Genomic DNA, 21,002 nt, shown 5'->3' with positions numbered 1-21,002 from the left:
GCGCAGGTGACTGTGGTTGAGCTCCCGGACGGGCCCATCGGGTCCGCAAGGTCGAGTCACGCCCCGAGCGCCTGCGCCGGGGCGTTTTCGTGTTGTTCAGTCTCCTTCCTTCAGACCTTAGCGGTCCTCATCACCCGGAAGGAGGCCGAAGCTCATGGCGAGTCCTGACAAGGTCGATGCCGTCGACGAGATGCGGGAGAAGTTCCGCAGCTCCAACGGTGCCGTCGTGACCGCGTACACCGGTCTCACCGTTGCTCAGCTCAAGGAGCTGCGCCGTTCACTCGGTGAGAACGCTCAGTACCGTGTGGTGAAGAACACGCTGACCAAGATCGCGGCCAACGAGGTCGGGATCAACCAGCTCGACGACCTGTTCGTGGGTTCGTCGGCCGTCGCCTTTGTGACCGGGGACCCGGTCGAGGCGGCGAAGGGTCTCCGTGACTTCGCCAAGGAAAACCCCGCTCTCGTCATCAAGGGCGGCGTGCTCGACGGCAAGGCACTGTCTGCCGACGAGATCAAGAAGCTCGCGGACCTCGAGTCCCGCGAGGTGCTGCTCGCCAAGCTGGCGGGTGCGATGAAGGCCAAGCAGTCCCAGGCTGCGGCGCTCTTCCAGGCCCCGCTGTCGAAGTTCGTCCGCACCGCGGAGGCGCTCCGGCAGAAGCAGGCCGAACAGGGCGGTGCCGACACCCCGGCTCCCGCCGAGGCCGAGGCCGCCGAGTAATCAGGCCCCGGTCGCAGCGGGCCCGAAAGCCCGCCGACATGTACATCCGGCACCTGCCGACTTAGTGGAAGGACCGCCATCATGGCGAAGCTCAGCCAGGAAGAGCTGCTCGCGCAGTTCGAGACCCTGACCCTCATCGAGCTCTCCGAGTTCGTGAAGGCGTTCGAGGAGAAGTTCGACGTCACCGCCGCCGCCCCGGCCGCCGTCGTCGCCGCCGCCCCGGGTGCCCCGGGTGCGGGCGCCGAGGCCGCCGAGGAGAAGGACGAGTTCGACGTCATCCTCACCGGCGCCGGCGACAAGAAGATCCAGGTCATCAAGGTCGTGCGTGAGCTGACCTCGCTGGGTCTGAAGGAGGCCAAGGACCTCGTCGACGGCACCCCGAAGCCGGTCCTCGAGAAGGTCAACAAGGAAGCCGCGGAGAAGGCCGCCGAGTCCCTCAAGGGCGCCGGCGCCTCCGTCGAGGTCAAGTGACCTTTCGGCCCACCGCCGCGCGCCCCTGGCGCACGGCGGTGAGGCCGCGTTCCGTAAGGGCGATCACCCGTTCGGGTGGTCGCCCTTCGGCGTACCCGTGACGGCTACGTTGTCTTGTCGGTTGCGACAGGTATGGTGATCTTCGTTGCCCGTCGCCACGCCCTGTGACGATCTCGCCGGAGTGGGGGGCCTTGACGAACGGCACGCAGCGCGCAATTCTCAGGACGCGACGGCACAGCGATCCAAACTCCGAGGCATGGATCGTCGGCGAAGCGGGCAGTATCGATATGCGCTCCCGGCGGGTGGCCGTCGGCAAGGGCTGTGAAGACAACGAGGGGCGCGCCCCTCACCGGAGGGAGAGATTGGCACTGCCGGTCTCACAAACTCGGCGCTGGACATCAGTGTGCCAAGTGGCTACACTGACCCTTTGCGCTGCCTGTTAGCTGCTCCCTGCCCGTCACCAGGGGCATACTCACCTTCGAGCACAGCCGATGAAAACGCCCTGACCAGGGGTTTCATCCATGGGCTCTCGGTGGGACCGGTACGCGCGTAGTGAGTCCGAGCCCTCGGAAGGACCCCCTCTTGGCCGCCTCGCGCAACGCCTCGACTGCCAATACGAACAACGGCGCCAGCACCGCCCCGCTGCGCATCTCCTTTGCGAAGATCAAGGAGCCTCTCGAGGTTCCGAACCTCCTTGCACTGCAGACCGAGAGCTTCGATTGGCTGCTCGGCAATGCCGCCTGGAAGGCTCGCGTCGAGGCTGCGCTGGACAGCGGTCAGGACGTCCCCACCAAGTCCGGTCTGGAAGAGATCTTCGAGGAGATCTCCCCGATCGAGGACTTCTCCGGGTCGATGTCCCTGACTTTCCGTGATCACCGCTTCGAGCCGCCGAAGAACTCGATCGACGAGTGCAAGGAGCGCGACTTCACGTACGCCGCGCCGCTCTTCGTCACCGCTGAATTCACCAATAACGAGACCGGTGAGATCAAGTCCCAGACGGTCTTCATGGGCGACTTCCCGCTCATGACGCCGAAGGGCACCTTCTGCATCAACGGCACCGAGCGTGTCGTCGTCTCGCAGCTGGTCCGTTCTCCCGGTGTCTACTTCGACTCCTCCATCGACAAGACGTCCGACAAGGACATCTTCTCCGCCAAGATCATCCCGTCCCGGGGTGCCTGGCTGGAGATGGAGATCGACAAGCGCGACATGGTCGGTGTCCGTATCGACCGCAAGCGCAAGCAGTCCGTCACCGTCCTGCTCAAGGCGCTCGGCTGGACCACCGAGCAGATCCTCGAGGAGTTCGGCGAGTACGAGTCCATGCGCGCCACCCTGGAGAAGGACCACACCCAGGGCCAGGACGACGCGCTGCTGGACATCTACCGCAAGCTGCGTCCGGGCGAGCCGCCGACCCGTGAGGCCGCGCAGACGCTGCTGGAGAACCTCTACTTCAACCCCAAGCGCTACGACCTGGCCAAGGTCGGCCGCTACAAGGTCAACAAGAAGCTCGGCGCGGACGCCCCGCTCGACGCCGGTGTGCTGACCACCGATGACGTCATCGCGACCATCAAGTACCTGGTCAAGCTGCACGCGGGCGAGACCGAGACGGCCGGCGAGAGCGGCACCACGATCGTCGTCGAGACCGACGACATCGACCACTTCGGCAACCGTCGTCTGCGTAACGTCGGCGAGCTCATCCAGAACCAGGTCCGCACCGGTCTGGCCCGGATGGAGCGCGTCGTCCGCGAGCGCATGACCACCCAGGACGTCGAGGCGATCACGCCGCAGACCCTGATCAACATCCGGCCGGTCGTCGCCTCCATCAAGGAGTTCTTCGGCACCAGCCAGCTCTCGCAGTTCATGGACCAGACCAACCCGCTGTCGGGTCTGACCCACAAGCGCCGTCTGTCGGCGCTGGGCCCGGGTGGTCTGAGCCGTGAGCGGGCCGGCTTCGAGGTCCGTGACGTGCACCCCTCGCACTACGGCCGGATGTGCCCGATCGAGACGCCGGAAGGCCCGAACATCGGTCTGATCGGCTCGCTGGCCTCCTACGGCCGGGTCAACGCCTTCGGTTTCGTCGAGACCCCGTACCGCAAGGTCACCGACGGTGTCGTCACCGACAAGGTCGACTTCCTCACCGCGGACGAGGAAGACCGCTTCGTCATCGCCCAGGCCAACGCGCCGCTGACCGATGACAACACCTACGCCGAGGCCCGCGTCCTGGTCCGCCGCCGTGGCGGCGAGGTCGACTACGTGCCCGGCTCCGAGGTCGACTACATGGACGTCTCGCCGCGCCAGATGGTGTCGGTCGCGACCGCCATGATCCCCTTCCTCGAGCACGACGACGCCAACCGCGCGCTCATGGGATCGAACATGATGCGCCAGGCCGTGCCGCTGATCAAGGCGGAGTCCCCGCTGGTCGGCACCGGTATGGAGTACCGCTGCGCGGTCGACGCCGGCGATGTCATCAAGGCCGAGAAGGACGGTGTCGTCCAGGAGGTCTCCGCCGACTACGTCACGGTGGCCAACGACGACGGCACCTACACCACCTACCGGGTGGCCAAGTTCTCCCGCTCCAACCAGGGCACCTCCTTCAACCAGAAGGTGGTCGTGGACGAGGGCGCCCGTGTCATCGCCGGTCAGGTGCTGGCCGACGGCCCGTCCACCGAGGACGGCGAGATGGCGCTCGGCAAGAACCTGCTCGTGGCGTTCATGCCGTGGGAGGGCCACAACTACGAGGACGCGATCATCCTCAGCCAGCGTCTGGTGCAGGACGACGTCCTCTCCTCGATCCACATCGAGGAGCACGAGGTCGACGCCCGTGACACCAAGCTGGGCCCCGAGGAGATCACCCGGGACATCCCGAACGTCTCCGAGGAGGTCCTGGCCGACCTCGACGAGCGCGGCATCATCCGCATCGGCGCCGAGGTCGTGGCCGGGGACATCCTGGTCGGCAAGGTCACCCCGAAGGGTGAGACCGAGCTGACCCCGGAGGAGCGCCTGCTGCGCGCGATCTTCGGTGAGAAGGCCCGTGAGGTCCGTGACACCTCGCTGAAGGTGCCGCACGGCGAGATCGGCAAGGTCATCGGCGTCCGCGTCTTCGACCGCGAGGAGGGCGACGAGCTGCCCCCCGGCGTGAACCAGCTGGTCCGCGTCTACGTGGCGCAGAAGCGCAAGATCACCGACGGTGACAAGCTGGCCGGCCGTCACGGCAACAAGGGCGTCATCTCCAAGATCCTGCCGGTCGAGGACATGCCGTTCCTGGAGGACGGCACCCCGGTCGACATCATCCTCAACCCGCTGGGTGTCCCGTCCCGGATGAACCCGGGACAGGTCCTGGAGATCCACCTCGGCTGGCTGGCCTCCCGCGGCTGGAAGGTCGAGGGCTCCGAGGAGTGGATGCAGCGGCTGCAGGCGATCGGCGCGGACGAGGTCAAGCCCGGCACCAACGTCGCGACCCCGGTCTTCGACGGTGCCCGTGAGGACGAGATCGCCGGTCTCTTCGACTCGACGATCCCGAACCGCGACGGCGACCGCCTGGTCCAGTCGTCCGGTAAGGCCCGGCTCTTCGACGGCCGCTCCGGCGAGCCGTTCCCGGACCCGATCTCCGTCGGCTACATGTACATCCTCAAGCTGCACCACCTGGTGGACGACAAGCTGCACGCCCGTTCCACCGGTCCGTACTCGATGATCACCCAGCAGCCGCTGGGCGGTAAGGCTCAGTTCGGTGGCCAGCGCTTCGGTGAGATGGAGGTGTGGGCGCTCGAGGCATACGGCGCCGCGTACGCCCTCCAGGAGCTGCTGACCATCAAGTCCGACGACGTCACCGGCCGAGTGAAGGTCTACGAGGCCATCGTCAAGGGCGAGAACATCCCCGAGCCCGGCATCCCCGAGTCCTTCAAGGTGCTCATCAAGGAGATGCAGTCCCTGTGCCTCAACGTGGAGGTGCTGTCCTCGGACGGTATGTCCATCGAGATGCGCGACACCGACGAGGACGTCTTCCGCGCTGCGGAGGAGCTCGGTATCGACCTGTCCCGGCGCGAGCCGAGCAGCGTCGAAGAGGTCTGACGGGTCTGGCCGGGGCGGCTGTCCCACCTCCGCCCCGGCCTCTCCCCGGACCCCCAGTCAGACCGAAGACACGACCCTGAAAGAGGGATTGACGACAAGTGCTCGACGTCAACTTCTTCGACGAGCTGCGGATCGGCCTCGCCACCGCTGACGACATCCGTCAGTGGTCCCACGGTGAGGTCAAGAAGCCGGAGACCATCAACTACCGCACCCTGAAGCCCGAAAAGGACGGACTCTTCTGCGAGAAGATCTTCGGTCCGACCCGGGACTGGGAGTGCTACTGCGGCAAGTACAAGCGCGTCCGCTTCAAGGGCATCATCTGTGAGCGCTGTGGCGTCGAGGTCACCCGCGCCAAGGTGCGCCGTGAGCGGATGGGCCACATCGAGCTGGCCGCTCCCGTCACCCACATCTGGTACTTCAAGGGCGTGCCCAGCCGTCTGGGCTACCTGCTCGACCTCGCCCCGAAGGACCTCGAGAAGGTCATCTACTTCGCCGCCTACATGATCACGTGGGTGGACGAGGAGCGCCGTACGCGCGACCTGCCCTCGCTGGAGGCCCATGTCTCCGTCGAGCGTCAGCAGGTCGAGCAGCGCCGCGACGCCGACCTGGAGGCCCGCGCCAAGAAGCTCGAGGCGGACCTCGCCGAGCTGGAGGCCGAGGGCGCCAAGGCCGATGTGCGCCGCAAGGTGCGCGAGGGCGCCGAGCGTGAGATGAAGCAGCTGCGCGACCGCGCGCAGCGCGAGATCGACCGTCTCGACGAGGTGTGGAACCGCTTCAAGAACCTCAAGGTCCAGGACCTCGAGGGCGACGAGCTGCTCTACCGTGAGCTGCGTGACCGCTTCGGCACGTACTTCATGGGCGGCATGGGCGCCGCTGCCCTGCAGAAGCGCCTGGAGTCCTTCGACCTCGACGAGGAGGCCGAGAAGCTCCGCGAGATCATCCGGACCGGTAAGGGCCAGAAGAAGACCCGTGCGCTCAAGCGCCTGAAGGTCGTCTCCGCCTTCCTGCAGACCCGCAACAGCCCCAACGGCATGGTGCTGGACTGCATCCCGGTGATCCCGCCGGACCTGCGTCCGATGGTGCAGCTCGACGGTGGCCGCTTCGCGACCTCCGACCTGAACGACCTGTACCGCCGTGTGATCAACCGGAACAACCGCCTCAAGCGTCTGCTGGACCTCGGTGCCCCCGAGATCATCGTGAACAACGAGAAGCGGATGCTCCAGGAGGCCGTCGACGCGCTGTTCGACAACGGCCGCCGCGGTCGCCCGGTCACCGGTCCCGGTAACCGTCCGCTGAAGTCCCTCAGCGACATGCTGAAGGGCAAGCAGGGCCGGTTCCGTCAGAACCTGCTCGGTAAGCGAGTCGACTACTCGGCCCGTTCGGTCATCGTCGTCGGCCCGCAGCTCAAGCTGCACCAGTGCGGTCTGCCCAAGGCCATGGCGCTGGAGCTCTTCAAGCCGTTCGTGATGAAGCGCCTGGTGGACCTGAACCACGCGCAGAACATCAAGTCGGCCAAGCGCATGGTCGAGCGCGGCCGCACGGTCGTGTACGACGTGCTCGAAGAGGTCATCGCCGAGCACCCGGTGCTGCTGAACCGTGCGCCGACCCTGCACCGCCTCGGTATCCAGGCGTTCGAGCCGCAGCTGGTCGAGGGCAAGGCCATTCAGATCCACCCGCTCGTCTGCACCGCGTTCAACGCGGACTTCGACGGTGACCAGATGGCCGTGCACCTGCCGCTGTCCGCGGAGGCGCAGGCCGAGGCCCGCATCCTGATGCTGTCCTCGAACAACATCCTCAAGCCGGCCGACGGCCGTCCGGTGACCATGCCCACCCAGGACATGGTGCTGGGCCTGTTCTTCCTCACCACCGACGAGGAGGAGCGCAAGGTCATCGGCGAGGGCCGGTCCTTCGGCTCCAGCGCCGAGGCGACCATGGCGTTCGACGCCCGGGAGCTCTCGCTCCAGGCGAAGATCGACATCCGCTTCCCGATCGGTACCGTGCCGCCCCGCGGCTGGACCCCGCCGGTCGCGGAAGAGGGCGAGCCCATCTGGCAGCAGGGCGACAGCTTCCGGCTGCGCACCACCCTGGGCCGTGCGCTCTTCAACGAGCTGCTGCCCGAGGACTACCCGTTCGTCGACTACTCGGTGGGCAAGAAGCAGCTCTCCGAGATCGTCAACGACCTCGCCGAGCGCTACCCCAAGGTCATCGTCGCGGCGACGCTGGACAACCTGAAGGCGGCCGGTTTCCACTGGGCCACCCGCTCCGGTGTCACCGTCGCCATCTCCGACATCGTCGTGCCCGAGGCCAAGAAGGCCATCATCACGGGCTACGAGGCGCAGGACGAGAAGGTCCAGAAGCAGTACGAGCGCGGTCTGATCACCAAGGACGAGCGCACCCAGGAGCTCATCGCGATCTGGACCAAGGCGACCAATGAGGTCTCCGAGGCGATGAACGCGAACTTCCCGAAGACCAACCCGATCTTCATGATGGTCGACTCGGGCGCGCGCGGAAACATGATGCAGATGCGTCAGATCGCCGGTATGCGTGGTCTGGTGTCCAACGCGAAGAACGAGACCATCCCGCGGCCCATCAAGGCGTCGTTCCGTGAGGGTCTCTCCGTGCTGGAGTACTTCATCTCCACCCACGGTGCCCGTAAGGGTCTCGCGGACACCGCGCTGCGTACCGCCGACTCGGGATACCTGACCCGTCGTCTGGTGGACGTCTCGCAGGACGTGATCATCCGCGAGGAGGACTGCGGCACCGACCGTGGCCTCAAGCTGGGGATCGCCTCCCGCGGCGCCGACGGTGTGCTGCGCAAGGCCGAGGACGTCGAGACCAGCGTGTACGCGCGCTGCCTCGCCGAGGACATCGTCGTGGAGGGCAAGGTCCTGGCCCCGGCCGGTACCGACCTCGGCGACGTGCTCATCGACGAGCTGGTCCGCCACGGCGTGGAGACGGTCAAGACCCGCTCGGTGCTCACCTGCGAGTCCGCCGTCGGCACCTGCGCCATGTGCTACGGCCGCTCGCTGGCGACCGGCAAGCTGGTGGACATCGGTGAGGCGGTCGGCATCATCGCCGCCCAGTCCATCGGTGAGCCCGGCACCCAGCTCACGATGCGTACCTTCCACACCGGTGGTGTGGCCGGTGACGACATCACCCAGGGTCTGCCGCGTGTCGTCGAGCTCTTCGAGGCCCGTACGCCCAAGGGTGTCGCCCCGATCTCGGAGGCGGCCGGCCGCGTCCGGATCGAGGAGACCGAGAAGACCAAGAAGCTCGTCGTCACCCCGGACGACGGCTCCGACGAGACCGCCTTCGGTGTCTCCAAGCGAGCCCGTCTGCTGGTGGGCGAGGGCGACCGGGTCGACGTCGGCCAGCCGCTGACCGTCGGTGCGGTCAACCCGCACGACGTGCTGCGCATCCTCGGCCAGCGCGCCGTCCAGGTGCACCTGGTGGGCGAGGTCCAGAAGGTCTACAACTCGCAGGGTGTGTCGATCCACGACAAGCACATCGAGATCATCATCCGGCAGATGCTGCGCCGTGTGACGATCATCGAGTCCGGCGACGCGGAGCTGCTGCCGGGCGAGCTGGTGGAGCGGTCGCGCTTCGAGGGCGAGAACCGTCGTGTGGTCCAGGAAGGCGGCCACCCGGCCTCCGGCCGTCCGCAGCTGATGGGTATCACCAAGGCCTCGCTGGCGACCGAGTCCTGGCTGTCGGCGGCGTCCTTCCAGGAGACGACCCGGGTGCTCACCGACGCGGCGATCAACGCCAAGTCGGACTCCCTGATCGGCCTCAAGGAGAACGTGATCATCGGTAAGCTCATCCCGGCCGGTACGGGTCTGTCCCGCTACCGCAACATCCGGGTGGAGCCGACCGAGGAGGCGAAGGCCGCGATGTACTCGGCCGTCGGTTACGACGACATCGACTACTCGCCCTTCGGCACGGGCTCCGGCCAGGCGGTTCCGCTGGAGGACTACGACTACGGTCCGTACAACCAGTAGGACCGGCCGGACGGCTGGTCATGCTCACAGGGCGGTCACCCCATGGCGGGGGTGGCCGCCCTGCGGCTATGCTCCGGGTTGGTGTGTCCAGCGCGTGTGCATTTGTTTTGACCGGAGCCGATGCGGTAGGTACGCTCTGACCTTGTGCCTGGGGTGTCCCTGGGCTCCTGTGCGCGCTTCTAGACCGCTCGGGAGCCCGAGGTGTCGACACCAACAATTCGCACTCTCCTGACATTCGCAGGGGTCTGCGGTGCGCGACACACCCGACCGCGTGGGTCGGAGAAATCCCAGGTTAGCTTTACCGAGACGGCACACAGAAACCGGAGAAACGGTGCCTACGATCCAGCAGCTGGTCCGCAAGGGCCGCCAGGACAAGGTCGAGAAGAACAAGACCCCCGCCCTCGCGGGGTCGCCGCAGCGACGTGGTACATGCACCCGCGTGTTCACCACGACGCCGAAGAAGCCGAACTCGGCGCTCCGCAAGGTCGCGCGTGTCCGGCTGAGCAGTGGGATCGAGGTCACCGCCTACGTCCCGGGTGAGGGGCACAACCTGCAGGAGCACTCCATCGTGCTCGTGCGTGGCGGTCGTGTGAAGGACCTGCCGGGTGTTCGTTACAAGATCATCCGCGGCTCCCTCGACACGCAGGGCGTCAAGAACCGCAAGCAGGCTCGCAGCCGCTACGGCGCCAAGAAGGAGAAGTAAGAATGCCTCGTAAGGGTCCCGCCCCGAAGCGCCCGGTCATCATCGACCCGGTTTACAACTCTCCTCTGGTGACGTCCCTCATCAACAAGGTGCTGCTGAACGGCAAGCGCTCCACCGCCGAGCGCATCGTGTACGGCGCCATGGAGGGCCTGCGCGAGAAGTCCGGCAACGACCCGGTCATCACGCTCAAGCGCGCGCTGGAGAACGTGAAGCCGACCCTCGAGGTCCGCTCCCGCCGTGTCGGTGGCGCCACCTACCAGGTTCCGGTCGAGGTCCGCCCCGGCCGTTCCTCCACCCTCGCGCTGCGCTGGCTCGTGGGCTACTCGCGCGCTCGTCGTGAGAAGACCATGACCGAGCGGCTGATGAACGAGCTGCTGGACGCCAGCAATGGTCTGGGCGCCTCTGTGAAGCGCCGCGAGGACACCCACAAGATGGCCGAGTCCAACAAGGCCTTCGCGCACTACCGCTGGTAGTCGCTACCCCATCGAGAACCGAGAGAAGACTGAGCCATATGGCCACCACTTCACTTGACCTGGCCAAGGTCCGCAACATTGGGATCATGGCCCACATCGACGCGGGCAAGACGACCACCACCGAGCGGATCCTGTTCTACACCGGTGTGAGCTACAAGATCGGTGAAGTCCACGATGGCGCTGCCACCATGGACTGGATGGAGCAGGAGCAGGAGCGCGGCATCACCATCACGTCGGCCGCGACGACCTGTCACTGGCCGCTTGAGAACGTCGATCACACCATCAACATCATCGACACCCCGGGCCACGTCGACTTCACGGTCGAGGTGGAGCGCTCGCTGCGCGTCCTCGACGGTGCCGTCACGGTGTTCGACGGTGTCGCCGGTGTGGAGCCGCAGTCCGAGACGGTGTGGCGTCAGGCGGACCGCTACGGCGTTCCGCGTATCTGCTTCGTGAACAAGCTGGACCGCACCGGTGCCGAGTTCCACCGCTGCGTCGACATGATCACGGACCGCCTGGGCGCGGTGCCGCTGGTCATGCAGCTGCCGATCGGCACCGAGGCCGACTTCAAGGGTGTCGTCGACCTCGTCACCATGAAGGCGCTGGTCTGGTCCGCCGAGGCGACCAAGGGCGAGATGTACGACACCGTCGACATCCCGGACACCCACACCGAGGCCGCCGACGAGTGGCGCGGCAAGCTCCTCGAGGGCGTCGCCGAGCACGACGAAGAGATGATGGAGCTGTACCTGGAGGGCCAGGAGCCCACCGTGGAGCAGCTCTACGCGGCGATCCGCCGTATCACCATCGCTTCCGGCAAGGGCGGCGGCACCACCGTCACCCCCGTGTTCTGCGGCACCGCGTTCAAGAACAAGGGTGTGCAGCCCCTGCTCGACGCCGTGGTCCGGTACCTCCCGTCGCCGATCGACATCGAGGCGATCGAGGGTCACTCCGTCAAGGACCCCGACGAGGTGATCAAGCGTCGTCCGTCCGAGGAGGAGCCCCTCTCGGCGCTGGCGTTCAAGATCGCGAGCGACCCGCACCTGGGCAAGCTCACCTTCATCCGTGTGTACTCCGGCCGCATGGACGCCGGCACCCAGGTGCTGAACTCCGTGAAGGGCAAGAAGGAGCGCATCGGCAAGATCTACCGGATGCACGCGAACAAGCGTGAGGAGATCGAGTCGGTGGGTGCCGGTGACATCGTCGCCGTCATGGGTCTGAAGCAGACCACCACCGGTGAGACCCTCTCCGACGCGTCGAACCCGGTGATCCTGGAGTCCATGGACTTCCCGGCCCCGGTCATCGAGGTGGCCATCGAGCCGAAGTCCAAGGGTGACCAGGAGAAGCTGGCCGTCGCCATTCAGCGTCTTGCCGAGGAGGACCCGTCCTTCCGCGTCAAGACCGATGAGGAGACCGGCCAGACGATCATCTCCGGTATGGGCGAGCTGCACCTGGACGTGCTGGTCGACCGTATGCGCCGCGAGTTCAAGGTCGAGGCCAACGTCGGCAAGCCGCAGGTGGCCTACCGCGAGACCCTCCGCAAGGCGGTCGAGCGGTACGACTACACCCACAAGAAGCAGACGGGTGGGTCCGGCCAGTTCGCGAAGGTGCAGATCGCGCTTGCGCCGCTCGAGGGCGATGGCTACGAGTTCGAGAACAAGGTCACCGGTGGCCGTATCCCGCGGGAGTACATCCCGTCCGTGGACGCGGGCTGCCAGGAGGCGATGGAGTTCGGCGTGCTCGCCGGCTACCCGCTGACCGGTGTCAAGGTGACCCTCCTCGACGGTGGCTACCACGAGGTCGACTCGTCCGAGATGGCCTTCAAGATCGCCGGTTCGATGGCCTTCAAGGAGGCCGCCCGCAAGGCCAGCCCGGCCCTGCTCGAGCCGATGATGAAGGTCGAGGTCACCACGCCCGAGGACTACATGGGCGATGTGATCGGCGACATCAACTCCCGCCGTGGACAGATCCAGTCCATGGAGGACCGGAGTGGTGCCAAGCTGGTCACCGGCCTGGTCCCGCTGTCGGAGATGTTCGGCTACGTGGGAGACCTGCGCAGCAAGACCTCTGGCCGCGCCAGCTACTCCATGCAGTTCGACTCCTACGCCGAGGTTCCGAAGAACGTCGCCGAGGAGATCATCGCGAAGGCCAAGGGCGAGTAAGTCGGGTTCATCCCGAATCCTCACCCTTTAGGCTGGAGCAAAAGGCATCGGGGAACTCCGCCATAGATCGTCCTTACCGGGCGGTCCATGGCGGGGGCCCCGGCCGCCGGCCCCCCATACGAATACGGCGAAGGGCATCCCCCTCGGGGTCCTGGCCGGTTCGGTAAGACCACCTGAACCCATCCGCAAAGTGTGGATGCGTACAGAACCACTCCACAGGAGGACCCCAGTGGCGAAGGCGAAGTTCGAGCGGACTAAGCCGCACGTCAACATCGGCACCATCGGTCACATCGACCACGGTAAGACGACCCTTACCGCGGCGATCACCAAGGTGCTGCACGACGCGTACCCGGACCTGAACGAGGCCTCGGCCTTCGACCAGATCGACAAGGCTCCTGAGGAGCGCCAGCGCGGTATCACCATCTCCATCGCGCACGTCGAGTACCAGACCGAGTCGCGTCACTACGCGCACGTTGACTGCCCCGGTCACGCGGACTACATCAAGAACATGATCACCGGTGCGGCGCAGATGGACGGCGCCATCCTCGTGGTCGCCGCCACCGACGGCCCGATGCCGCAGACCAAGGAGCACGTGCTCCTGGCCCGCCAGGTCGGCGTGCCGTACATCGTTGTCGCCCTGAACAAGGCCGACATGGTGGACGACGAGGAGATCCTGGAGCTCGTCGAGCTCGAGGTCCGTGAGCTGCTCTCCGAGTACGAGTTCCCGGGCGACGACGTTCCGGTCGTCAAGGTCTCGGCGCTCAAGGCGCTCGAGGGCGACGCCGAGTGGGGCAAGTCCGTCCTCGACCTGATGAAGGCCGTCGACGAGTCGATCCCGCAGCCCGAGCGTGACGTCGACAAGCCGTTCCTGATGCCGATCGAGGACGTCTTCACCATCACCGGTCGCGGTACGGTCGTCACCGGCCGTATCGAGCGTGGTGTCCTCAAGGTCAACGAGACCGTCGACATCATCGGCATCAAGACCGAGAAGACCACCACCACGGTCACCGGCATCGAGATGTTCCGCAAGCTGCTCGACGAGGGCCAGGCCGGTGAGAACGTCGGTCTGCTCCTCCGTGGCATCAAGCGCGAGGACGTCGAGCGCGGCCAGGTCATCATCAAGCCGGGCTCGGTCACCCCGCACACCGAGTTCGAGGCCCAGGCGTACATCCTGTCCAAGGACGAGGGTGGCCGTCACACGCCGTTCTTCAACAACTACCGTCCGCAGTTCTACTTCCGTACCACGGACGTGACGGGCGTTGTGACCCTCCCCGAGGGCACCGAGATGGTCATGCCGGGCGACAACACCGAGATGTCGGTCCAGCTGATCCAGCCGGTCGCCATGGAGGAGGGCCTGAAGTTCGCCATCCGTGAGGGTGGCCGGACCGTCGGCGCCGGTCAGGTCACCAAGATCAACAAGTGACCTGACGCTCCCCGGAGCATTCGGAGCCCCATTCGCCGCTGGTCGGCGAGTGGGGCTCCGTCGTATGTGGGGCTCGGCCTTATGTGGGTACCCGGCAGCCACATCGAAGCTGAGTTCGACCCTCGGGAGCGAACAGATGACGAGCAATGGCAAGATCGCTATAGCGGTTGCGGGGGGCTATCTCCTCGGACGCACCAAGAAGGCGAAGCTGGCCTTCGGGCTCGGGATGATGCTGGCCGGAAAGAAGCTCTCCCTTGATCCACAACAGTTGGCCAAGGCCCTCGCCGACTCCCCGCTGCTCAGCGGGTTGAACGCACAGGCGCGCAAGGAGCTGGTCGACGCCGCGCGGACGGCCGCGACCAAGGCCGTGACCAACCGGGCCAACAACCTCGCCGACTCCCTCCACGACCGGACGCTGAGCCTGCGCGGGGAGACCACCGGGACGTCCGAGGACGAGGACGCCGGTGAGGACGCCGAGGACGAGCCCGAGGACGACGGGGAGGAGGAGACCGGGGAGGAACGGGCTCCGAGGGCGCGCCGCCCGGCCTCCGCAGGGAAGGCTGCGAAGAAGGCTCCCGGCACGTCCGCCAAGCCCGCCAAGTCCGCCAAGAAGGCCGCGGCCGAGGCCCCGGCCAGGAAGACCGCCTCCACATCGGCGTCGAAGGCTCCCGCCCGGACCCGGAAGACCGCTGCCTCCTCCGCCGCCAAGGCGAAGAAGACCGCGGGAGGCCGCCGTGGCTGACACGCTGGGCAAGCTGAAGGAAGAGATCACCAAGAACCCGGCCACCGACCGGCTGAAGGACGAGCTCCAGGGCTATCTGAAGGCACGGGCCACCCGGGCGCTCTCCGGGCTGGCCGCAGGCGGAGTGGGCGGCGGTCTGGGCAAGGGCGCCCAGGCGCTGGCGGAGGGGAAGTCCCCGGGCCAGGCCGTGCTGAAGGCGGGGACCGCGCAGCTCAAGGACTCCCTCAAGGAGAAGATCTCCGGACTGTTCGGCAAGGGCCGCGGCAAGAGCGGCGGCGGCAAGTCCAAGAGCGTGACGATCGTGGAGGACATCGACGTCGGGGTGCCGGTCCGCGAGGCGTACGACCAGTGGACCCAGTTCCAGGAGTTCAGCACTTTCGCCAAGGGTGTCGTCAGCGTCGAGCAGACCGATGAGCTGAACAGCAACTGGAAGGTCAAGGTCGCCAAGTCCACCCGTAGCTGGCGGGCGAACGTCACCGAGCAGGTGCCGGACGAGCGGATCACCTGGACCACCGAGGGCTCCAAGGGCACCGTCAAGGGTGTGGTCACCTTCCACCCGATCGGTGACAACCTCACCAAGGTGCTGCTGGTCCTGGAGTACTTCCCCAAGGGGCTCTTCGAGAAGACCGGCAACATCTGGCGCGCCCAGGGCCGTCGGGCCCGGCTCGACCTGAAGCTCTACCGCAAGTTCATCATGATGCGCGGCGAGGCCACCGACGGCTGGCGCGGCGAGATCCGGGACGGCGAGGTGGTCATGGACCACGAGACCGCGATGGAGGAGGAAGAGCGCGCGGAGGCCGGGGGAGAGGCCGATGAGCCGGAGGACGGGGCCGACGACGAACTCCACGACGAGGCGGACGACGCGTACGAGGACGAGGACGACGACGCCTACGAGGACGAGGACGAGCCGGAGGAGGAGCCCGAGGACGGGTACGAGGAGGAGCTCGAACCCGGCGAGGAGTACGACGACGAGGAGTACGAGGCCGACGAGGAGCCCTGGGACGAGGAGGGCGAGGAGTACGACGAGGCCGAGGCCGAGGAGGAGGCCGGGGAGCGGGAGCCCGCCCGCCGCTGATCACACACCGCTCCCCGGGGCGCCGCCGCCGCGCGGGCCCCGGGGAGCGGTGTGTGCGGGACTTTGCGGACACGCCCTACGCCCGGGACGTGGGGCGCGGACGCCAGATCCACGGGGTGGCGTCCGGCGCCATCCCGACCACGGCCACCCCCTTGCGCCCCTGCGACAGCAGTGACGGGGTTCCCACCGGGACCAGCCGCCCGGGCGCCCGCAGCGGCCGGACACGCCGCCCCGTGCCGTACTGGATCCGCACCTCGCCGTCGAGGCCACGGCCGAGCAGTACCGTCGTCCGGGCCTTGCGGTGGCCGTGCCGTGCGGTCACGGTGTGGGCGGCGACCGGTCCGTAGCCCTCGAAATGCGGCACGGTGCGCCCGGCCCCGCCGTCGAGCGGGTGCACCCCGGGCACGGAGGCCGCCGGGGTGCGGTAGACCAGCGAGAGCGAGCCGTCCGCGGCCACCGCGACACCCGGCTGGTTGCCCGGACGCGGCAGTCCGGTCGGCGGCATCAGGGTCACCGGCCCGTGGGTGTGCTGCTGGCCCCAGTGGTGCACGGTGTCCCGGCCCGCGGCCACGACGTGGACGCGCCCCTCGCCGTCCAGGGCGGCGCTGAGCCCGTCCTGGATCTCACCGCCGCCGAGCCGCTGCCAGGGACTCCAGTGGCCCCTCGCGTCCCGTACCCGGGTGGCCAGGCCCTTGTCCGAGGTCCGTACGAACAGGTGGATCCGCCCGTCCGGGGCGGCGACCGCCACCGGGCAGCCGGTGCGGCGGGCCCGCTCGGGGTCGGAGTCGGGGGAGCCGAGCGCGGTCCAGGGGCGGAACGGCCCGTCGGGGCGGCGCTGCTCCAGCACCACGATCTCCCGCAGCCCGGTCGCGCCCTGGCCGCCGAGTGATGCGAACCGCAGCGCGATGAGGAGCTGCTTCCCCGCGGTGTCGCGCACCGCGCACAGCGCCGGGGCCAGCGGACCGCCGCCGAGCCCCTTCGGCGCGCCGAACCGTCCGCTGCCGGCCGAGGTCTCGCGCCAGCGCACCGCCTGGGTGCCCAGGACGCCGTAGGCCACGAGCCGGCCCTCGCCGTCGGTGGTGGGGGCGGGCAGGGCGTTCGGGTAGCGGTGGTGGGTGGAGCGGATCCAGCCCTTGCGGTTCTTCATCGGGCGCCGGCCGCCCTGGCCGTAGTCGCCGCACCCCGCCGTGTTGCCGCACTCCCACTCCGGGGAGCCGCCGTAGGACTTGATCGCCCGGGCCTTGCCGGCCAGGACGGCGGGCGGCAGATTGTGCGGCCAGCGCTGGTTGTAGTACCCGCGGAACGCGGTGGTCACGAAGCGCGGGGCGTGCCGGTCGCGGCGGGTGGCGTCGGCGACCCACTGGGTGATCGCCTTCCAGGTGAACAGGGCCACCGGGGTGTGGTCACGGTGGTCGGAGCAGCCGGGCTGGTCGTTGTCCCGGGGGTTCAGCGCGTCGTGCACCTGGAAGTCGGGGTCCGGGTCGAGGGTGTGGATCAGGGTGGGCCGGTAGCGGTGCATGATCTCGGCGAGCACGTCGACCAGCGTCTGGTGGACGTAGGAGCTGGAGTGCGCCACGGGTGAGCCGGTGGCCAGCAGGGTGCGCATCACGGTGCCCGGGGTGTCCCACAGGGACGGGATCCGCACCCCGCCCTCCGAGAGCATCGCGATGTTGAGGAAGATCAGCCGGACGCTGCGGCCGCCGTGGGTGAGGACATTGGTCTCCGCGGTGGCACCGCCGGGCAGCCGCAGCACCGAGCGCTTCCAGTCGGCGAACGGGTCGAGCCCCAGCATCCGCGCGTACGCCTGGCGCAGCCCCTGGTGGCGGGCAGCGGAGTAGTCGGCCTTGTCCGGCGCCGGGACCGGCCGTCCGGCCACGTAGTTGATACCGCGCGCCTCGCCCGCCGTGACGTAGACGCAGACCACGGGCACCCCGGCGGTCAGCACCTGCTCGGCGTCCGGGTTCATGAAGTACAGGTCGTCATCGGGATGGGCCATGACCTGGAGCAGCAGGGCGTTCTTGTCGCCCGACGCCGAGGTGAACGGCTCGGCGGCGCCCGGCTTGCTCGGGTGCGGCTCGGCGGGTCCGGCGGACGCCGAGCCGTTCTGGCCGACGCATCCGGCGGCGCCCGCGGCGGTGGCGGCGGTCAGGGCCGCCAGCGCGGCCAGCGTCCGCCTGCGCGTGGTGCCGGACGAAATCCTTCGACTGTTCAATTCGGTGACCCTGTCACTTGGGCAGCGCGTGATCTCCGGCTGCTCTCACGTAAGAGGGGACGGTGGGGGATCGCCCGGGGTTGACCTTGAAGCGGGCGGTCTTGGTCACAGCTCGGACAACACCCGCGCCCGGGCGTTCAGTTGGCGCCCCGGCCGCCGTCATCTCACGTTCGCTTTGGCTCATTACGTTCGTGGCGCCTCATACGGGGGGCTCGTCATCGGCACACAGGGGGAGAGATGACGTTCGAGGAGGAGTGGGCGCAGCTCAAGGCGGCCGCCCAGGCACCGGCGGCGGCCACCGGGACACGGCTGGACTCGGCCGGTGGCGGCAGCGGGCCGGGAGGCCCGCAGAAGCTTCATGTCACGGCGTCCGTGCTGCGCGGACGGGCAGGCAGGGCCGAGACGGTACGGGGGCAGTTCCTCACCGCCGACGACGAGGTCATGACCGAGACCGGCCAGGTCAGCGGGAGCCTGACGGGCTTCGCCACCGACAAGGCCATCGACACCTTCCTGGAGCGCTGGAAGGACCAGATGGCCTTTGTGAAGGGGCAGTTCAGCGGTACCGCGTCCGCTCTGCGCACCGCCGCCGACGCCTTCACCCACGAGGACACGGAGCAGGCCCTGGGCTACCGCACGGACCGCGGGGCGCATCCATGACCGAGCAGCTCGGCTACACCGACGTCAAGAACGCGAACCTCACCCCGCTCCGCGAGGCGGTCACCAAGTGGAGCCAGGCGCCGGGGAAGTTCCAGCAGGTCGACACCAACTTCGGCACGGACGTCACCAAGGGTCTCGTCCACTCCGACTGGCACGGCGAGGCGGCCGACGCGGCCTGGCGCACCCTGCGCGGGGTGCGGCACCAGATCCTGGCGGCGGCCGAGGAGGCCCGCCGGGTGCACACCGTCATGAAGCAGGGGCTGGAGAAGTTCACCTCGGCCAAGGCCACCCTGGACGCCATCGAGAAGGAACTCGAGGGCCATGAGTATCTGAAGCTCAACCAGCACGACGGCTCGGTCTACCTCGATCTCCCCGCCGGCGAGGAGAAGAACCGGGCGGCGATGACCAAGTCCTACCAGGACACGTTCGAGGGCTACCGGGAACGCACCCGCAAGGCCCTGGAGCTGGCCGGGGAGGCGGACAGCGCCCTGGTCCAGGCCCTGACCGCGGACGTCAACGGTGAGCGGCGCGGCTTCAACGACCACGCCTACACCAGCCTGGACCAGGCCCGCGAGGCGACCGCGAGGGACCTGAGGAAGGCCATCGAGCTGGCCGGGACCGGGAACGGCCGGCTGTCCTCCGACCAGCTCGCCCAGCTCTCGGTACTGATGGCGCGGCACAGCCGGGACCCCGAGTTCGCCGAGCGGTTCACCACCGGGCTGAAGGCGGAGGGCACCCTCAAGCTCTGGTACAACGCGACGCACCCGTACAACCCGCTGCACCCCGACACCGACATCGACGACAAGGCGTGGTGGAAGTCGGCCAAGAGCCTCCAGGAGAGCCTGGGGACGACCCTGGCCACCGCCTCCCACTCGGACAGCCCCGCCATGGCGGCGTGGAAGGACGAGATGATCCGCCTGGGCCCGTCGCGGCTGGAGGACTCCGGCGGCCGTACCCACCCTTACGGCTTCCAGATCATGAGCAACCTGATGCGCACCGGGACGTACGACAAGGGCTTCCTGAACGCGTACGGCGACAAGCTGGTGGCCTGGGACCGGAAGCACAACACCCGTGACGGCTACGCCTACTGGTCCAACTCCGGCGAGGTCGACACCCTCACCCTGCACGGCCGCCGCGGCGACAGCGGCCAGGACGCGATGACCGGATTCCTGGAGGGGCTAGGCCACAACCCGGAGGCGTCCACCGAGTTCTTCGGAAAGCCCCGGGACGGCGGGGTCGACCCTCGTTTCGAGTACCTCACCCAGGACCGCAACTGGATCTTCGACGGCCATGTCCGGGGCGGCTCCCGCGACCTCCCGGGCCATGAGGCCCTCGGCCACGCCCTGACCGCGGCGACGACCGGCTACTCCTGGGACGCGGCGGAGGTCACGGGCCGGGACCCGGAGATCTTCCGGCACGGCGGCGACCGGCGCACCGCGGCGACGGCGGATGTGATGGAGCAGGTCGTCGCGGTCTACGGCGGCGAGAACGGCCCCCGGCTGCTGCACGACCAGCCGGCGATGGCGGAGAGCCTGGGACGTATGGGCGGGGCGTACGTGGACGACGTCAACTTCCACATGTCCGGAGTGGGCGAGCACGGCAAGAACGGCGATGCCTTCCCGCCCGCGTACCGGGGCCGGGCCGACTTCGGCCGCGACGGCGCGCTCAACTTCCTCAGCGTTCTGGGCCAGCACGAGACCTCGCACGGGCTCATGAACCAGGCCGAGCACCTCTACTCGATCAGCCGGCTCGCGGCGGACCCCCCGGCGGACAGCGCCGAGAACTACGCCATGGGCCGCCGGGCGCTGCTCACCGAGGCCGAGGTGCGCGGTGTCCTCGACCAGTCCCGCGCGGCGCAGATCGAGGCGACCTACGCCCATGACAGCGCCGAGGCGCAGAAGGCGTTCCAGAACTCGTCGAACTGGACGAGGGTCGGGTTCAACGCCGGTACGCCCGTGGTGAGCCAGGGCATCGTCAGCCTGGTGGGCAAGGCGGGACCGTGGGGGCTGGTGGTGCCCGTCGCCGTCAGCGCGGGCCAGGAGTTCGCGAAGGTCTTCCACAACGACGCGATCTTCGGTGGACCGGATCTGCCCAGCGCTCCGCAGGATGCGTCGGAGTTCTACCGGCGCGGGGAGAACCAGTTCGGTGAGGTGGCGGCGCAGTACTTCAAGGGGCACGGGAACGAACTGGACGCCGAGGGGAATCTCGCCGATGACCTCAAGGAGAAGTACCACGGAACCGGGGCGGGGGAGGCCGCTCATCTGGGCCGCAAGCCCTATCCGGGCTGACCGCGGGTTCCGGCGCCG

General features: G+C 67.9%; 13 protein-coding genes. 12 read left to right on the top strand and 1 reads right to left on the bottom strand.

The genetic code is table 11. The features are described from left to right. Positions 1-154 precede the first annotated feature (154 nt). From rplJ to NMK44_RS23760, 10 genes are all read left to right on the top strand, one after another. The gene (gene rplJ / locus NMK44_RS23805) at positions 155-718 is read left to right on the top strand and encodes a 50S ribosomal protein L10 (protein ID WP_254746292.1); all 564 of its coding nucleotides are present in this window, start codon (positions 155-157) and stop codon (positions 716-718) included. 78 nt (positions 719-796) lie between these two features. Then, on the top strand, positions 797-1,189 hold the full coding sequence (rplL, locus tag NMK44_RS23800; RefSeq protein ID WP_254746567.1) for a 50S ribosomal protein L7/L12: 393 nt from the start codon (positions 797-799) through the stop codon (positions 1,187-1,189). 582 nt (positions 1,190-1,771) lie between these two features. Then, positions 1,772-5,254: a DNA-directed RNA polymerase subunit beta gene (gene rpoB / locus NMK44_RS23795; protein WP_254746290.1), complete on the top strand. Its 3,483-nt coding sequence runs from the start codon at positions 1,772-1,774 to the stop codon at positions 5,252-5,254. A 98-nt stretch (positions 5,255-5,352) separates the two neighbouring features. Next, positions 5,353-9,252 carry a DNA-directed RNA polymerase subunit beta' gene (locus NMK44_RS23790; protein ID WP_254746288.1) on the top strand — a complete coding sequence of 1,300 codons (3,900 nt, stop codon included), beginning with the start codon at positions 5,353-5,355 and terminating at the stop codon, positions 9,250-9,252. 331 nt (positions 9,253-9,583) lie between these two features. After that, complete coding sequence (rpsL, locus tag NMK44_RS23785) at positions 9,584-9,955, top strand: 30S ribosomal protein S12 (RefSeq protein WP_014054153.1); 372 nt, start codon at positions 9,584-9,586, stop codon at positions 9,953-9,955. Between the two features lie 2 nt (positions 9,956-9,957). Further along, positions 9,958-10,428: a 30S ribosomal protein S7 gene (rpsG, locus tag NMK44_RS23780; protein WP_014178748.1), complete on the top strand. Its 471-nt coding sequence runs from the start codon at positions 9,958-9,960 to the stop codon at positions 10,426-10,428. Between the two features lie 38 nt (positions 10,429-10,466). After that, positions 10,467-12,587 (top strand): elongation factor G, encoded by a 2,121-nt coding sequence (gene fusA / locus NMK44_RS23775; protein ID WP_254746286.1) that lies wholly within the window; start codon positions 10,467-10,469, stop codon positions 12,585-12,587. Between the two features lie 229 nt (positions 12,588-12,816). After that, complete coding sequence (gene tuf / locus NMK44_RS23770) at positions 12,817-14,010, top strand: elongation factor Tu (protein WP_201882607.1); 1,194 nt, start codon at positions 12,817-12,819, stop codon at positions 14,008-14,010. 136 nt (positions 14,011-14,146) lie between these two features. Then, positions 14,147-14,752: a hypothetical protein gene (locus NMK44_RS42105; protein WP_302888550.1), complete on the top strand. Its 606-nt coding sequence runs from the start codon at positions 14,147-14,149 to the stop codon at positions 14,750-14,752. After that, the gene (locus NMK44_RS23760) at positions 14,745-15,827 is read left to right on the top strand and encodes an SRPBCC family protein (protein ID WP_254746284.1); all 1,083 of its coding nucleotides are present in this window, start codon (positions 14,745-14,747) and stop codon (positions 15,825-15,827) included. The genes NMK44_RS42105 and NMK44_RS23760 overlap by 8 nt, the downstream gene beginning before the upstream one ends. A 76-nt stretch (positions 15,828-15,903) precedes the next feature. Here NMK44_RS23760 and NMK44_RS23755 read toward each other — a convergent pair whose 3' ends face one another. Next, positions 15,904-18,039 carry a PIG-L family deacetylase gene (locus NMK44_RS23755; RefSeq protein ID WP_254746282.1) on the bottom strand — a complete coding sequence of 712 codons (2,136 nt, stop codon included), beginning with the start codon at positions 18,037-18,039 and terminating at the stop codon, positions 15,904-15,906. Between the two features lie 237 nt (positions 18,040-18,276). Here NMK44_RS23755 and NMK44_RS23750 point away from each other — a divergent pair, with 237 nt between their 5' ends. After that, complete coding sequence (locus NMK44_RS23750; RefSeq protein WP_254746280.1) at positions 18,277-18,696, top strand: type VII secretion target; 420 nt, start codon at positions 18,277-18,279, stop codon at positions 18,694-18,696. Beyond that, positions 18,693-20,984 (top strand): hypothetical protein, encoded by a 2,292-nt coding sequence (locus NMK44_RS23745; RefSeq protein ID WP_254746278.1) that lies wholly within the window; start codon positions 18,693-18,695, stop codon positions 20,982-20,984. The genes NMK44_RS23750 and NMK44_RS23745 overlap by 4 nt, the downstream gene beginning before the upstream one ends. The last annotated feature ends 18 nt before the right edge of the window (positions 20,985-21,002 follow it).

It is taken from the genome of Streptomyces cucumeris, assembly GCF_024295805.1.
Classification (GTDB): domain Bacteria; phylum Actinomycetota; class Actinomycetes; order Streptomycetales; family Streptomycetaceae; genus Streptomyces; species Streptomyces cucumeris.
This window is presented reverse-complemented; position numbering and strand designations above follow the sequence as displayed.